This is a genomic window from Salinivibrio sp. VGrn1 (assembly GCF_009377995.1).
Lineage (GTDB): Bacteria > Pseudomonadota > Gammaproteobacteria > Enterobacterales > Vibrionaceae > Salinivibrio > Salinivibrio siamensis.
Genome location: NZ_SATA01000012.1, coordinates 37,866 through 54,382, shown reverse-complemented (window position 1 = coordinate 54,382; position 16,517 = coordinate 37,866). Strand labels below are relative to the sequence as shown.

Sequence of the window (16,517 nt, the reverse complement as noted above, 5' to 3'; positions counted from 1 at the left end):
TTTACCTGCACACTAAACGTACAAATCTTTAACTTTCTGTTTAATAAAATCGATAAATAATTTGGTTTTGGTGTGGTTGTATTCCAGCTTAGGGTAGTAGGCGTAGGCCGATAATCGTGGTTGCTTAAGGGCTGGTAGCACCGGGACCAATAAGCCTTGGTCGATTTCTTTTTGCACCGTCCCGGCGCCCCCTAAAATGATCCCCATGCCAATCACCGCGGCACTGACCAAGGCTTCAGGGTTGGGTGAGACAAAATTACCGGACAATTGTAAGCGGGTGCCATCTTCAAACACCCGCTCTTGAGGCTGATGCGAATTACCGTAAAGCAAAATATTATGTTGGGTAAGTTGCGCTGGCGTGGTGATGGGCGGATGGCGCTCGAGGTAGGCAGGGGCAGCAAAAAAGCCAGGTTGAAAATCAAATAATTTGGCGGCGATGTAGCTGGCGGAGTTAAAGTACTCGAGTTCACGACTGATTACCACGTCCAGATTCAGATCCGGCAGCTGGCCAGGGGTGAGGGTGGTGAGTTCGACTTTGATTTTCGGATAAATCTCAAGAAACTCAGCAATAAAGTTGACCAGAAAGCGGTTCCCTGTCACCAATGGCGCACCGATACGCAATACACCACTGACCTCACCAAAGGTGGAGGTGGTCTCACTGACTAATTGTTGCCAGTCATCGACCCACGTCTTGGCGCGGTGGTAGAAGAGATCACCCGCATCTGTCATCGACAAACTGCGTGTAGTGCGTTTGAGCAATTGAACCCCCAGTTGGCGTTCTAGCCAGCTTAGGCGTTTTGACAGGGCAGAGCTTGAGGTGTGTAGCTTGGTGGCCGCTTGGGCCAACGAGCCATGATCCACCACGCAGATAAAGCTTTGTGTACAGGTAATCCAGTCCATGAGTCCTCGTTGCGTAAAAAGACAGCCACCGATTCGTGGTCTAGGCATTCACATTATGATAACCAAGCCTGATAATAGCGGCTACTAGCCCCCGAAGGCGACCCAAGTCAGCAGAGAATCATGGATAGAACAGCCAGTGCGATCAAAGTCAGCGGTATGAAGCTGACCAACCGACTCGTTGCATTTGTCACGCTTATTGTGGTGTGCGCCATTTTTGTGTTGTTTATCGGCGGTGCGATCAGCTTCCGCCAATTGGGGATTGATTTCATCTCGCATTATGTTGACGGCATGGTTGAGGTGATTGATCAAGAGATGGCCAGTGACCAGCGTGATAATCAATACTTTTCGCGCTGGCTCCCCAAGATGCTTAAAGCCAGTGACGTGACGTCCCTCACTATCTACTCGGACGCTGGGATCTTGTATCAATATGAGCAAATTCAATACCAGGCGGTGACCAATCAACAGGTAATCTCTCGTGATATACCGCTCGATAGCAACCCAGGGTTTGCGGTCAAACTGACCTTTGTGCCGCCGTATGCGGAGTTTGCCTATTCCATTGGTCCATTGTCCTCCTTATCGGCGGCGATTTTGGTGATTGTCTTGGGGCTCACATGGGGGATCCGTTGGCTCCGGCGTCAGCTGTATGGCAGTGAGGTGCTTGAGCAGCGTGGCCGACTGATCTTAGCGGGGCGACTCGATGATGCGCAGCAAGGTGATAGCCGCGAGTGGCCGATCCCGGCAAGCGCGGCGTTAACGCAACTGATCGAAGAGCTTAAAGAAGCGCGCCAAGAGCGTAGTCGTTTTGACACCTTTATTCGCACCAACACCTTCTTAGACCAACTCACCGGCGCCGCGAATCGAGTGATGTTTGATAATCGCTTGCACACACTAGCTAGTGATGATGCCAGCCAAGGCAGTGTGATCCTAGTGAGGGTGGCGGAATGGGAAGATCTGGTGGCGCAGCACGGGCAAGAAGCCGCCGATCAATTGATTCAAGCGATTGGCAATGTTCTGTCGAATGCGATTCAGCGTTTTCCGGATGCCGTGTTGGCACGTTATTTTGCCTCGGACTTTGCCATTTTGCTGGTCAACCAAGCGGGAGAAGAAGTGCATCCCTTTTTAGCGCAAATCACCAATGCGTTAGATAAACTCGCGCCACCCGAGGCGTTGGATCAAGATAATTGGTTCCACCTTGGGATGACCTCATTTGGCGCCAGTGAGCGACGTGGGCGACTAATGGATGAAGCCGAACGTGCACTTAAAGCGGCGGCGCTAACCGGCCAGAATGGTTGGTCACAGTTCGACAAACAACTAAGCCAACTGGATAAACGTGGTAGTGTACGTTGGCGCACCTTACTCGAGTCGGTGATGGCGGGAGAAGGGCCAATGCTTTATCGCCAACCGGTGTTTGCGCGAGATGGCAAAACCCGCCTTCATTATGAACTTTTAGGCCGAATTAAGGACGAAAAAGGCAAGGTGCTTAAGGCCTCGCGCTTTTGGCCAGGGGTAGAATGGGTTGGCATGGACGTGGCGTTTGACAAGGCGACCGTGGGTCGCGCGCTGTGGTGGCTAAAAACGCGTGACTACATCGATAACTACGCCGTCAATGTAAGTGCGTACTCACTTTGTCAACGTGAGTTTGTGGTGTGGTTGCGCGATATGTTGTTACAAACGCCAAGAAGTACATTGAATCGCTTACTGGTGGAAGTGTCTGAAGGTGCTTTGGTTTCACACTTTGATGCGGCGCGGCCTTGCTTACGAATGATTGCCGCGTTAGGGTGCCGTCTAGTTGTTGACCAAGCAGGTAGAACGATAGTAAGCACTCACTATGTTAAAGATATTCAACCCGCTTATATTAAGCTTCATCGTAGTTTGGTGCGCAATATCCACCAACGGCCAGAGAACCAGCTGTATTTGCGCAGCGTGTTAGGTGCTTGTGAGGCTACCACCACCGAGGTACTGGCGGTAGGCGTGGAAACCAATGAGGAATGGTCAGTGGTTAAAGAACTGGGTGTCGCGGGCGGACAAGGGCGGCTGCTTGGGGCGGAAATGTCTCCGCACCCAGCACAGAAAAAACGCCGCCGATGGGGGAAGCGATGAGTCAAGCCATCAAGCTATCGCATCAATCGGGACGTGGGTGGCTAGAAGCGTTATTACTGGTCAGTATTTTGTCGGTGCTGGTGGTGATTGCGATCCCAAAGTTCTACGATTATGAGGCGGATGCCAATGTGTCAGCACTCAAAGGGTTAAAAAGCGGCATCGAAACCGTCATGGCGCACACCCACGCGTTAGCCACAAAACATGAAATAAGCCGCCAAGCCACACAATCACTGAGTGTTAATGGCACGCAGATCGATATCGCTTATGGTTATCCTGCGATCAGCGCTTTACCCAAGTTAGTGACAACGCTGCAGGATGCAACACGGTGGCGTATTCGGCGCTATCCGGAGCAAGATCGCGTCGATTTTATTTGGCTGTTTCACGATCAGCCCGCGACGGCCTGTTATTTGACCTATCGCGAAGCAACGGCGTCAACGAAGGCATCGACGCAGTTGGTGATTCATCAGTCATGCCAATCACCGACCCGATAAAGATAAAAGGAATAATGCGTTTTTGATGGAAAAACCATCAAAATGACAGCGCATTGAAAAAAAACACAGATCTCATTCAGGTTTACAGCACCGTATCTTGCCGCTTACCTTGCGCGTTGATACATTTAGCTCAATTTGTCTGATTTCATAGCTTGCAGGATTAATCGACCATCATGTTTAAGAAACTTCGCGGGATGTTTTCCAACGATCTATCCATTGACTTGGGAACCGCCAATACACTGATTTACGTAAAAGAACAGGGCATTGTTCTGGATGAGCCGTCTGTTGTCGCTATTCGCCAAGACCGTGCAGGCTCTCCCAAGAGTGTGGCTGCTGTGGGTCATGATGCGAAGCAGATGCTGGGTCGAACACCGGGGAACATTGCCGCGATTCGTCCAATGAAAGACGGTGTGATTGCTGATTTCTACGTCACCGAAAAAATGCTGCAGCACTTTATTAAATCGGTGCACGATCACAGCTACATGCGTCCAAGCCCGCGCGTCTTGGTGGCCGTACCTTGTGGCTCAACCCAAGTTGAACGCCGAGCCATCCGTGAGTCGGCATTAGGTGCCGGTGCACGTGAAGTCTATTTGATTGATGAGCCCATGGCAGCGGCGATTGGCGCAGGCTTGCCGGTATCAGAAGCAACTGGTTCGATGGTGATCGATATCGGCGGTGGTACCACAGAAGTGGCGGTCATTTCGCTTAATGGCGTGGTGTATTCATCGTCGGTACGTATTGGTGGTGACCGTTTCGATGAATCGATTATCAACTATGTTCGCCGAAATTATGGCAGCTTGATTGGTGAAGCCACCGCAGAGCGCATCAAGCATGAAATCGGCTCCGCTTACCCAGGCGATGAAGTGCGTGAAATTGAGGTACGTGGTCGTAACCTTGCTGAAGGGGTGCCGCGTAGCTTCACGCTTAATTCCAATGAGATCCTAGAAGCGCTGCAAGAGCCCCTAACTGGGATTGTCTCTGCGGTGATGGTGGCACTAGAGCAATGCCCACCAGAGCTGGCGTCTGATATTTCTGAGCGTGGCATGGTGATCACCGGTGGTGGTGCGCTGCTGCGCGATCTTGACCGTTTGCTTACCGAAGAAACCGGCATTCCAGTCGTCGTTGCCGAAGATCCGCTGACTTGTGTCGCACGTGGCGGAGGTAAAGCGCTAGAAATGATCGATATGCACGGCGGTGATCTTTTTAGCGAAGATTAACGTGACTGCGCCTACAAACAGGTCGTTTTCATTATGAAACCTATGTTTGGCAGAGGACCCTCTCTGCAACTGCGCCTGTTTTTCGCTCTTTTACTATCAGTCAGCCTTATGCTGGCTGATAGTCGTCTTGATGCGTTCGCAGGAGTGCGTTATTTCCTAAACACGCTGGTGGCACCGCTACAGTATGCGTCCAACGTCCCGCGCGACACCTTAGATGAACTGGTGATGCAGTTTCGCTCTCATCAACGTTTAGTTGCAGAGAACCGCGCATTGCGAAAACAGGTGTTACAACTGGAAAGTGACCAGCTTCTTTTAGCGCAGACAGAGCGCGAAAATCAGCGCCTACGCGAGCTACTGGGCTCATCGTTTATTCGTGACGAACGCAAAATGGTGGCTGAAGTCATGGCCGTTGACTCGGACCCTTATAAACATCAAGTCATGCTAGATAAAGGGCGGACCAATGGGGTTTATGAAGGGCAACCGGTAATCAACGAGCACGGGGTGGTTGGCCAAATTGCGTATGTGGGCGCCCACAATAGCCGCGTTCTGCTGCTGACCGATCCCACCCATGCGATCCCGGTTCAGGTCATGCGTAATGATATACGGGTAATTGCCTCTGGGCGCGGGTCGACCCACTACATTGGTTTAGACAATATTCCTAGCAGCACGGATATCAAGGTGGGTGACAAGTTAGTTACCTCGGGACTGGGCGGTGTCTTTCCTGAAGGCTACCCGGTTGGTACGGTGACGGAGTTTTCGTTTGATAATAAGCGCCCATTTGCCCAAGTGCGAGCCACCACAGCAGTGAAGTTTGATCGCCTGCGTTATCTGCTTTTGGTGTGGCCAACACCTGAAAAGGGCGAGAATGCACGCCCGGATCAACCTGTCGCGCAGCCGCCATCAGACACCGCACCATCACCTGATACAGCGCCATCTCCAGATGGTGAGGGAGAATCGCCGTAATGGCAAATGTGACATTTCGCGGCCAGTTTGTAATTTGGCTCTCTTTTATCATAGCGCTGATTTTGCAAGCCGCGCCCTGGCCGGGGGAGCTTGCACCCTTTCGTCCTTCTTGGGTATTGCTGGTGACGTTTTATTGGGTGCTGGCATTGCCCCACAGGGTTAATGTCGGTACCGCGTTAGTACTCGGCCTTTTATGGGATTTGATGTTGGGCTCGACCCTTGGGGTGCGTGGCTTGATGATGGCGATTTTGGTTTACATCGTCGCGCTGAACTTTCAATTGTTACGCAACATGTCGTATTGGCAGCAGGCACTCTTATTGGCATTGCTGACCTTGGCGGGAAAATTGATCGAGTTCTGGGCGGAGTACTTGGTGTCTAACGTACAGTTTAATCCAGAGCAGCTTTGGGCGGGTGTGCTTAACTTTATACTCTGGCCTTGGATCTTCCTATTATTGCGCCGTTTACGCCGTCGCTTTGCCATTCGCTAACGCACTAATCGTAAAGAGGTATCATGAGCTTTGATTTATATCTGGCCTCGGGGTCGCCTCGGCGTCATGAACTGCTCACCGAGATGGGCGTGAATTTCTCCCGTGTCGTGGTCGATGTGGAGGAGCAACAACAGGCCGGTGAGTCGCCTTATGCTTACGTGTCTCGCTTATCGCAAGACAAGGCACGGGCAGGGGTTGTGCAAACCGGTGGCCATACCCCAGTGCTCGGTGCTGATACCATTGTGGTTGACGGTGAACAGGTCCTCGAAAAGCCTCATGATAAAGCGGAGGCGATCCGAATGCTTAAGCAACTGTCAGGGCGCGAACACCAAGTGATGACAGCGGTCACTGTCGCCAATGCCATGAAGCAGATCACCACTGTGGTGACCACCAAGGTGTGGTTTTGTACGCTAAGTGACGAACAGATTGAGGCTTATTGGCAATCGGGCGAGCCAGTCGATAAGGCTGGCGCCTATGCGATTCAAGGGCTGGGCGGTAAATTTGTCACCCGGATTGATGGAAGCTATCACGCCGTGGTTGGTTTGCCACTGTATGAAACCGAGCAGCTGCTCAAACAATTTTCGGTCTGAGCGCACATCTGTCGCTAGACCCCACTTTTGAGAGATTCGGGGAAACCATGAGTGCGGAACTGCTAATAAACGTCACCCCCAGCGAAACCAGGGTGGCGATGATTGAGGGGGGGAACCTCCAAGAGATCCATATCGAGCGAGAAGCCAAACGCGGTATTGTAGGCAATATCTACAAAGGCAAAGTCAGTCGTGTGTTGCCTGGCATGCAGGCAGCCTTTGTCGATATTGGCCTAGAGAAGGCCGCGTTTTTACATGCCTCAGATATTGTTCCCCATACCGAGTGTGTGTCGGAAAATGAGAAGCAACAATTCCAAGTGCGCGATATCTCCGAGCTGGTTCGCCAAGGGCAAGATATTGTGGTGCAAGTGGTCAAAGACCCGCTGGGCACCAAGGGCGCGCGCCTTACCACCGATATTACCTTGCCTTCGCGTTATCTGGTCTTCATGCCAGGTGCGGCCCATGTTGGGGTATCACAACGCATTGAAAGTGAAGACGAGCGTAAACGTCTCAAAAGCATTGTCAGTGATTATTGCGACGAGCTCGGTGGCTTTATTATCCGTACCGCCGCTGAAGGGGCAACAGACAATGAAATGGCGCAAGATGCTGCCTTTTTAAAGCGTTTGTGGAATAAGGTGTTAGAGCGCCGCACGCGTTATCCAGCCAAATCCATGCTGTATGGTGAGCTGGCACTGGCACAGCGCATCGTGCGTGACTTTGTGGGTACCGAGCTGGATTTAATTCGGGTTGACTCCAAGCAAGCCTATGAAAAGCTCCAAGAGTTCACCTCTGAGTTTGTGCCGGAGCTGGCCGACAAGCTGGTGTATTACGACGGTCAGGTGCCGATTTTCGATATGTATGATACCGAAAATGAAATCCAACGCTCGTTGGAGCGCAAAGTCCAGCTCAAGTCTGGCGGCTACCTGATTATCGATCAGACCGAGGCGATGACCACCATTGACATCAATACAGGCGCGTTTGTTGGGCGGCGGAATCTGGATGAGACTATCTTTAATACCAATATTGAGGCCACACGCGCGATTGCTCGCCAATTACGGCTGAGAAACCTCGGTGGGATCATCATTATCGATTTTATCGATATGAGCACGGATGAGCACCGGCGTCGCGTGTTGCACTCTCTCGAGCAAGCGCTCAGCCAAGACAGAGTGAAAACCAACATCAATGGTTTCACTCAGCTAGGGCTGGTGGAAATGACACGCAAACGCACGCGAGAAAGTATTGAACATGTACTGTGTGGTGGCTGTCCAACCTGTGATGGGCGAGGGTCGGTTAAAACCGTGGAAACCGTCTGCTATGAAGTGCTACGTGAAATTACTCGCGTTAACCGCATTTATGAAGCGGATAAATTTGTGGTGTACGCGGCCCCTGCGGTGATTGAGGCATTGGCAGAGGAAGACTCGCACCTTGTGGCGGAGTTAGAAGTGTTTATCGGTAAGCAAGTGAAAGTGAAATCCGAGCCGTTATACACGCAAGAACAGTTTGACGTAGTAATGATGTAATCCATGACCTGGGTGATAAGGGGTATGCGCTGGCTTACGGTCAGCGTGATCAGTGTGATAGTGATAACCGCCCTACTAGTCGGCGGTTTGCGCTTTCTATTGCCCAATATGGAGATCTTGCAAGCGCCGCTCCGGCAGTGGGTATCGGCGCAAACCGGCTTTAGCGCACAACTGGATGGTATTGCGGGCCAGTGGCGCAATCTGACGCCGTCACTGCGACTCGAAAACGTCGCGCTCGCCACCAGCGACAACGGCCCCCCGCTGTTAACCGCTCGCGCAATCAGTTTGCAACTGGATGTCTCTGCCACCCTCATTCGGCGTCAGCCGGTATTCTCCCATGTCACACTCGACGGCTTGGTGTTTGATACCGGTCAGCTACCAGATAAAAATACCCAAGCGGGCGTACGCGAGCGGCTAGAAGACTTATTCCTGGCGCGGTTAGGGCAATTTTCGATCCCCAATGCCAAGGTGATCCTGGTCACTCCTTCGCTGGAAACGCAGACGCTGGTGATCAGTGACTTGTTTTGGCGCAATAACCAAGGTGAGCACCAGGTACAAGCCAGGCTTGGCATGCAAGGCACGCAACTGGAAAAGGTGCGTGTTAATGCTGCCTTCCGCGAAACCGACGGCTTGAGTACGTTAACGGGAGATTTTTATTTGGCCAGTGAGGCGATGGATATTGCCCCTTGGCTGACCCAACAGCTCACGCCATCCGCCACCATCAACACCGCGCGTTTAGATGCAAAAGCCTGGGTCAGGGTGGAGCAGGGGCGTGTCGACAACGGACTGTTGTCGATTGATCATTTCGCGTTAGCGTGGCAAGAGGATGAGCGTCAAGCGAAGCAATGGGCGATAAAAGATAGCCATGTTCAGTTGCAGGCCTTGGATGAACAGACATGGCGCCTCGACACGGATGGACTATGGGTACAAACCGGCACGACCACGCAAGCGGCGATGTCACAGCTTTCTTGGCAGGGGGCATTAGACAACTGGCGTCTCAATGCGGCCGACGTCGATATTGCCTCTTTACGGCCTTTGCTTGGGCTTGCCAGTCAATCGGCGCAACAGCACAGTGTGGCGGCCGCGTTGTCCCCATCAGGTCAGATCCGCTCCTTAGCGTTGAGTAAAGCACCCGACGCCCCGTTACGTTATCAAGCCAAGCTCGAAGCGGTCTCAGCCAAGCGCTGGGGCTACCTGCCGGCGTTCAAAGGCTTGAGCGCGACGATTTCTGGGCAAGGCCGACAAGGCCAAGCTGAGCTAGCGCTGGGGGCACAACCTCTGCCGTACGGGGACTTTTTTCAAGCACCGCTCCCGCTTGAGCACGGCAGTTTAACCCTGAATTGGCAGCAAACGGATCGTGGCCTGAGTGTATGGAGTGATAAGGCCAAGGTGCGCGGGGCAGACGTGCAAGGCTCAGGCGCATTTCGTCTGGATATTCCCTCAAAAGGCGCGCCTTTTTTGGCGTTATACGTGCAGGCTGACGTATCTGATGCTGGACAGACATGGCGCTATCTCCCCACCCGAGCATTGCCAGACTCCTTAACCGATTACCTTTCTCGCGCCATTCAAGCCGGACGAGCCAAAGACAGTGAAATTCTTTGGTTTGGAGCCCTCGACGCTTTCCCTTACTCAGATCACAGCGGTATTTTCCAAGCCATGGTGCCACTTCGCGGCGGGGCATTTAGCTTTAACACTGCTTGGCCGACGTTGACGGAGCTCGACGCCCGTTTACTGTTTGAAAATGCGCGCTTAGCGATTGAAGGTGATCATGTTCGTTTGGGCGACGCCGTCAGTCGCCAAGTGCAGGCTGAGATTGCCGATATGACCCAGCCGGACAGTTACCTCGATATTAACGCGTCATTGGCGGCAACCGGATCGGCTGTCCGTCAATACATGCTGGCGACGCCTTTGGTCGATACGGTGGGAGCGGCCTTGACCCATGTGCAAGTCGATGGGCTTGTCAACGCTGACCTAGGACTCGATATCCCGCTCAATGGTGAGCAACCTCATGCCGAGGGGAGGGTTCGCTTTACCGGCAACCAGGTATCGATTCAGGCACCCGATATGCAACTGGATAACCTGTCCGGCGAGCTGGCTTTTAGTGACGATACCCTGACTACCCGATCGATGCAGGCGCAGTGGTTAGGGCAGCCGATCAGTCTTGGCTTTAGCGGAGAAACGGTGGAGGCCGGGTATCAGCTTGATTTAGATCTCGACGCTGATTGGGATGTAGTGCCATTGCTGGACACGCTTTCGTTGCCACTTGACCCCTATCTGGCGGGCGGTGCACGTTGGCAGGCGGGGCTCGATTTAACCTTAAATGACACCAGTTTTGATTATCGGCTCGGTGTGGATGTTGATACCACGCCGCTGCAGTCGACGTTGCCAGCCCCGCTTAACAAGCCACGCTGGCAAAAAGGGCAGGCGCGTATCGAGGCGACGGGAAACAGTGAAGGCTTGACGGGGCGCGTGGTCCTGCCCAAAGTGAGCTATCACGCACGGATTGATACCCAAGGTCAGCGCCCGCAGTTTACAGCGAGTCAATGGCAGATTGGAGAGCCAGGGACCCGGCTATTGGCAACGCGTGATCATCGTTTTGATCTAAAGCTTGAACAACTCGATCTCGCGGCTTGGAAAAACGTCTGGGAGCAAGCCCGTCAATCTTGGCCGAGCGGAAGCGGACAATACCCTGCTTTACCCATGCCTCAGCGTATTAATGCCAAGGTTGATTCTGTCAGTGCCGACCCTTTAGCGTTTCATGATGTGTCTTTAGCCGCGCGACACAAAGCCGATGGCTGGGATGTGTTAATGGGCAGTCGTGAGCTTAGCGGGCAAGCCATGTGGCCGACACAAGGGCGCTTGAATGTTGAGATTGACCATTGGCATATCAATCGCCAGTTGACCGACGACGAGCAACCGACGGATACCCCCCTTTTTGAACCTGTGGATACACGGGCGACCCCGGAAGATAAAGCCTTGCTTGCCGCCATTCCGCCGACACACTTGGTGATTGAGGATCTGTGGTTACAAGGGTATCGGCTCGGACGCATTGAGGCGGTACTTGATAAGAAAGCCTCTCAGGTCGACCTGTCTTCTCTGACGCTGGAGAGTGGGAAAAACCACGCGTCCATCAGCGGCCATTGGCTAATTGACGAGCAAGGCCACAATCAAACCGCATTGACCCTCGCGTTAGGCGGGGAGAGTACGTCAGATCTCATGGGACGGTTTGGCATCAGTGGTGGGATCCAAGACGCCAGCTTTTCGACTCAAGCCTCGTTAGATTACGCCGGCCTGCCTTGGCAGGTCGATATTGCCAGCCTTAATGGTGACATTCGCTCGGATGTAAAAGACGGCTATTTAAGCGGAGTGGGGGGCGCCGGTAAACTGTTGGGGCTGTTCAGCCTTGATTCTATCTTACGTAAAATCCAGCTCGATTTCTCGGGCGTATTTGAAGATGGTTTGGCCTTTGATGACATTACCGGACGGGCTGTGATCACAAATGGCGTGGTTGTGACGGATAATATCCGCATGGATGGGATTGCCGGTGATATGGTTATTAAAGGGATTGCCAATTTGGTGACCAATCGCGTCAACGCCGATGTTCGGTTTACGCCGGATATTACCTCTGGGATCCCAGTACTGAGCGCGTTTGCGGTCACGCCGCAGACGGCGCTGTATGTGTTAGCGGTCACCACCGCCATTTCACCCGTGGTGGACGTTTTCACCCAAGTCCGTTATCAAGTAAGCGGCCCGATAGGGACGCCCGATATCAGGGAAGTGTCGCGTGATAAAGAGGCACTCGCATTGCCGGCCGACGCGACGGAACGATTGCGCCAACAAGCAGAAAACGCCAAGGAGTGAGCATGATGAAAGCAGGTGTTGTCCAGATGACATCCAGCGCCGATCCCAGCCACAACATGAAGGCATTGCAAGCCAGTTTACATCGCTTGAGTGAACAAGGCGTCAAACTGGTGCTTACCCCAGAAAATGCCCTGGTGTTTGGCAGTAAACAAGATTATCAGCGCCATGCCGAGCGATTGGGTCACGGTCCATTGCAGCAACAGCTTGCCGAATTGGCCCATCATTATGATCTTTGGCTGGTGGTCGGCGCCTTTCCGATTCAAAACGACAACGGCATGTTAAGCAGTACCAGCTTGGTGTTTGATAACGCTGGGCATTTACGCGGCAGCTATGACAAATTGCACTTGTTTGATGTGGAAGTGGCCGATGCCCACGGGCGGTATTGTGAGTCTGACTACTTTGAAGCGGGTGACCGTCTCGCAACACTCGATACCCCCTTTGGCTGCCTTGGATTAAGTATCTGCTACGATGTGCGCTTTGCCCCCATGTATCAAGCGCTGCGTGCCCAAGGTGCCGACATTATCACTGTGCCGGCGGCCTTTACCCGCGTGACCGGTCAAGCACACTGGGAAACCTTGTTGCGGGCGCGAGCGATAGAAACCCAATGTTGGGTGATTGCGGCAGGGCAGTGTGGTGAGCACAGCAAAGGGCGCCAAACTTGGGGGCACTCGATGATCATCGACCCTTGGGGGCAGGTTGTGGCGTCACTGGGGAGTGAGCCAGGCGTTACCTGGGCTGAGCTTGATTTAAGTGTGGGGGAATCCATTCGGCATAAGATGCCCGTACTGTCTCATACCCGGTTGCAAAGCCAACTGAAATAGCGCACCCTCGGCGCGTTATCTTTTTTCTCGGCTGCCAGTTCGGCAGCCACAACCAAGAGTAAACGAATGAGTCTGGAACAGGTCGAAGAAACCTTGCTGCGCCCGGCGGGCGTGAGTGAGTCGCAACTGCATGCGACACTGGCGCACCTGAGCGGTCGCCAGATTGACTACGGTGATATTTTCTTCCAATCCACCTGGCATGAATCCCTCGCCTTGGAAGACAGCATCATCAAAGACGGTTCATTTAATATCGACCGTGGGGTCGGTGTCAGAGCGATCAGCGGTGAAAAAACCGGGTTTGCCTACTCGGATCAGCTCACCCCGGACGCCTTGATGCAAAGTGCCACCGCAGCACGCGGTATTGCCCCGACAGGGGGACAAGGCAAAGTGCGTGCTTTTTCAGCCGTACAAGCCAAACCTTATTATGGCCCGACGGATCCGCTTGCAAGTTTAACGCGCGAGCAAAAAATCGCCCTACTTAAAGAAATAGACAGCTATATCCGTGCCAAAGAGCCTCGAGTGAAAGAGGTAAATGCCAGCTTGAATGGCCTGTATGAGCAAGTGCTGGTGGCGGCTACTGATGGTACTTATGGCGCCGATATTCGCCCGTTGGTTCGCTTATCTGTCTCTGTGTTGGTTGAACAAGATGGACGCCGTGAACGCGGCAGTGCGGGAGGCGGTGGCCGTTATGGCTATGACGTATTCCTGCAAGAGCAAGCAGGTAAGTCACGCGCGCTGCAATTTGCCGATGAAGCGATTCGTTTAGCCCTGGTCAACCTGCGCGCCGGCGCGGCACCGGCAGGCACCATGCCCGTGGTATTGGGTGCGGGGTGGCCGGGCGTACTTTTACATGAAGCTGTTGGTCACGGCCTTGAAGGGGACTTTAACCGAAAAGAGTCATCGGTATTTACCGGTAGCCTTGGCGAGCAGGTGACCTCTTCGCTGTGCACCATAGTCGATGATGGCACCATGAATGATCGCCGCGGCTCACTGAGCATCGATGATGAAGGGGTCCCGGGCCAGTACAATGTGTTAATCGAAAACGGTGTGCTCAAAGGCTATATGCAAGATAAGCACAATGCCAGTCTCATGGGCGTTGCGCCCACTGGCAATGGCCGACGAGAGTCTTATGCGCACCTGCCTATGCCGCGGATGACCAATACCTACATGCTGGGTGGCGAGAGCTCGCCAGCGTCGATGATTGCCAGTGTGGAGCGTGGCTTATATGCGCCAAACTTTGGTGGCGGTCAGGTCGATATTACCTCGGGTAAGTTTGTGTTCTCCACCTCAGAGGCTTACCTGATTGAAAATGGTGAAATTACCACCCCAGTGAAAGGGGCGACCTTAATTGGCAGCGGTATCGAAGCGATGCAGCAAGTCTCAATGGTGGGGAATGATTTGGCCATTGACCCAGGTGTGGGGGTATGTGGTAAAGCCGGACAAAGCGTCCCTGTGGGGGTTGGACAGCCGACCTTGAAACTGGATGCGATGACGGTTGGAGGCACTGAGTCCTAAGTCTGCACGCCAGTGCGGGGCACTGGCGTGGCAGTTTACAGGCTTTGGTCGTAAAAGCTTTTGAGATACTGGAAAATTTCGCGATACGCCTTCGGCGGTTTGTTTTGTTGCTGCTCTTTTTTCGCCTGACGAGCCAGTTGACGTAATCGTTGACGATCGGCATCAGGATACTGCAAAAGCACATCGCTAATTGCACTGTCGCCTTGGTCAATGATGCGGTCACGGAGCTGCTCAAGCTTGTGAAGCTCGACCGTTTGCTGAGCATGCTTGTTTTGCAACTTATCAAGCGCAGCCTGAATCGGTTCAGGGTCGCGAGAGCGCATAAGCTTGCCAACATATTGCAGTTGGCGACGGCGTGCTTCGTTTTTCAAGCGTTGTGCGTCGGTAATCGCGCTGAGCAAGTCATCGTCGAGCGGGAATTTTTCTAACACGGCTGGTTTGAGTTTGACCAGTGCTTCGCCAAGTTCTTGCAAGGCAAGCATATCGCGTTTCATCTCGGACTTGCTGACCCAGATGATCTCTTCCTCTTCCTCCCAGGGAGCGGGTTTATTTTTACGGCCCATGTTCAACCTCAGTGAGAATGTGCAATGACACGTATGTTAACAAGAAATGCGCCCAAACGCGGGCTTTTTTATCATAGGCGCGTGGCGCTGAGTGTGTCGAACTTGAATGCGAATCAAAAAGGTCAACTATGAGTGTGAAACAACAAGTCGCCGAGCAAGAGCAGCAACTTCGTCAAGCTGTCAGCCGTGCGCTCGACATGGCATCGGCCAAAAGTGACCAGGCGGAAGTGGCGATTACCAAAAGTACCGGCATCAGCGTCAGCTCGCGGATGGGCGAAGTCGAAAACGTGGAGTTCAATCAAGACGGTGCCCTTGGGATCACCGTATATTGTGAGCAGCGCAAAGGCAGCGCATCCACGACTGATTTGTCAGAAAAAGCGATTGCGAAAACCGTTGAAGCGGCGCTTGAGATTGCAAGCTATACTTCGCCTGACCCCTTTGGCGGCCCTGCGCCTAAAGCGTTAATGGCGTTTGACTATCCTGATCTCGATTTGTTCTATCCCGATGAGCCCGAGCCTGATACCGCCGCCGCCTTGGCGATTGAAGCCGAGCAAGCGGCGCTCAATCACGACAGCCGCATCAAATTCAGTGATGGTGCCAGCTATGACAGTCATTATGGTGTGCGAGTGTATGGCAACAGCCATGGCATGCTGGGCAGCTATCCCTCGAGCCGCCAAGCGTTAAGCTGCTCAGTGATTGCGGAAAGTGATGCAGGGATGGAGCGTGACATGAGCTACACCGTGGCGCGTGACAAAGCGGACTTATGGACACCGACCTTTGTGGGAGTCGAAGCGGCCAAACACGCCGTGGCGCGCTTAAATCCACGCAGTGTCTCCACATGCCAAGTGCCGGTGATGTTCGATCGCAGTGTGGCGACCGGGCTGTTTGGCCATTTGGTGATGGCCATCAGCGGTTCCGCACTTTACCGCAAGTCCTCTTTCTTGCTCGATAAGAAAGGCGAGCAGATCTTCCCAGATTGGCTCACCATCAATGAGCTGCCTCATGTACGAAAAGGCTCCGCCAGTGCGCCTTTTGATAGCGAAGGGATGATCACGCAAGACAGGCGTATCATTGAAAAGGGTGTACTAAACACGTATCTCGCCACCAGTTATGCCGCGCGTAAGCTGGGCATGGAACCAACCGGGCATGCAGGCGGTATTCACAACTGGTACGTTAGCCACACTGGCCAAGATGCCGATGCCATGCTAAAAACCTTAGGCACGGGATTATTGGTGACTGAGTTGATGGGACAAGGGGTGAACCCAGTGACTGGGGATTACTCACGGGGCGCGGCAGGCTTTTGGGTGGAAAACGGTGAGATCCAATACCCGGTGAGTGGGATCACCATTGCCGGTAATCTCAACGAGATGTTCGCTAACATTGTCGCGATTGGCACCGATATCGAAACGCGCAGCCAAATTCAAACTGGCTCAGTGATCATTGATGCAATGAAAGTCGCGGGGGAATAACGCTTAGGTCGCTAATCCCCCT

The 16,517-nt window shown here is 53.2% G+C and carries 13 protein-coding genes; 11 read left to right on the top strand and 2 right to left on the bottom strand.

Going from position 1 to position 16,517, the window contains the following annotated elements; all coding sequences use genetic code 11:
• Positions 1 to 12 precede the first annotated feature (12 nt).
• Complete coding sequence (locus tag EHW56_RS14195; RefSeq protein WP_046073884.1) at positions 13 to 900, bottom strand: LysR family transcriptional regulator; 888 nt, start codon at positions 898 to 900, stop codon at positions 13 to 15.
• A 120-nt stretch (positions 901 to 1,020) separates the two neighbouring features.
• On the opposite strand from EHW56_RS14195, the gene csrD reads away from it, so the two are divergent.
• From csrD to tldD, 10 genes are all read left to right on the top strand, one after another.
• Entirely contained in the window at positions 1,021 to 3,000 is a 1,980-nt protein-coding gene (csrD, locus tag EHW56_RS14190; protein WP_046073885.1) for an RNase E specificity factor CsrD, read from the top strand.
• Entirely contained in the window at positions 2,997 to 3,491 is a 495-nt protein-coding gene (locus EHW56_RS14185; RefSeq protein WP_152796951.1) for a hypothetical protein, read from the top strand. The genes csrD and EHW56_RS14185 overlap by 4 nt, the downstream gene beginning before the upstream one ends.
• Positions 3,492 to 3,664: 173 nt before the next feature.
• Positions 3,665 to 4,708, top strand: coding sequence for a rod shape-determining protein (locus tag EHW56_RS14180; protein ID WP_046073887.1), 1,044 nt, complete (start codon positions 3,665 to 3,667; stop codon positions 4,706 to 4,708).
• A gap of 33 nt (positions 4,709 to 4,741) precedes the next feature.
• Complete coding sequence (gene mreC, locus EHW56_RS14175; protein ID WP_077606033.1) at positions 4,742 to 5,671, top strand: rod shape-determining protein MreC; 930 nt, start codon at positions 4,742 to 4,744, stop codon at positions 5,669 to 5,671.
• Complete coding sequence (gene mreD, locus EHW56_RS14170; RefSeq protein ID WP_046073888.1) at positions 5,671 to 6,159, top strand: rod shape-determining protein MreD; 489 nt, start codon at positions 5,671 to 5,673, stop codon at positions 6,157 to 6,159. Before mreC ends, mreD begins: the two co-directional genes overlap by 1 nt.
• A gap of 23 nt (positions 6,160 to 6,182) precedes the next feature.
• The gene (locus EHW56_RS14165) at positions 6,183 to 6,749 is read left to right on the top strand and encodes a nucleoside triphosphate pyrophosphatase (RefSeq protein WP_046073889.1); all 567 of its coding nucleotides are present in this window, start codon (positions 6,183 to 6,185) and stop codon (positions 6,747 to 6,749) included.
• 47 nt (positions 6,750 to 6,796) lie between these two features.
• Entirely contained in the window at positions 6,797 to 8,266 is a 1,470-nt protein-coding gene (rng, locus tag EHW56_RS14160; RefSeq protein ID WP_046073890.1) for a ribonuclease G, read from the top strand.
• A gap of 24 nt (positions 8,267 to 8,290) precedes the next feature.
• The gene (locus EHW56_RS14155) at positions 8,291 to 12,127 is read left to right on the top strand and encodes a YhdP family protein (RefSeq protein ID WP_172970057.1); all 3,837 of its coding nucleotides are present in this window, start codon (positions 8,291 to 8,293) and stop codon (positions 12,125 to 12,127) included.
• A gap of 2 nt (positions 12,128 to 12,129) precedes the next feature.
• The gene (locus EHW56_RS14150; RefSeq protein WP_046073892.1) at positions 12,130 to 12,948 is read left to right on the top strand and encodes a carbon-nitrogen hydrolase family protein; all 819 of its coding nucleotides are present in this window, start codon (positions 12,130 to 12,132) and stop codon (positions 12,946 to 12,948) included.
• Between the two features lie 66 nt (positions 12,949 to 13,014).
• Positions 13,015 to 14,463: a metalloprotease TldD gene (gene tldD, locus EHW56_RS14145; protein ID WP_152796946.1), complete on the top strand. Its 1,449-nt coding sequence runs from the start codon at positions 13,015 to 13,017 to the stop codon at positions 14,461 to 14,463.
• A gap of 35 nt (positions 14,464 to 14,498) precedes the next feature.
• On the opposite strand, the gene yjgA is transcribed toward tldD, so the two are convergent.
• Entirely contained in the window at positions 14,499 to 15,026 is a 528-nt protein-coding gene (yjgA, locus tag EHW56_RS14140; RefSeq protein ID WP_046073894.1) for a ribosome biogenesis factor YjgA, read from the bottom strand.
• Between the two features lie 128 nt (positions 15,027 to 15,154).
• Here yjgA and pmbA point away from each other — a divergent pair, with 128 nt between their 5' ends.
• Positions 15,155 to 16,495, top strand: coding sequence for a metalloprotease PmbA (pmbA, locus tag EHW56_RS14135; protein WP_152796944.1), 1,341 nt, complete (start codon positions 15,155 to 15,157; stop codon positions 16,493 to 16,495).
• The last annotated feature ends 22 nt before the right edge of the window (positions 16,496 to 16,517 follow it).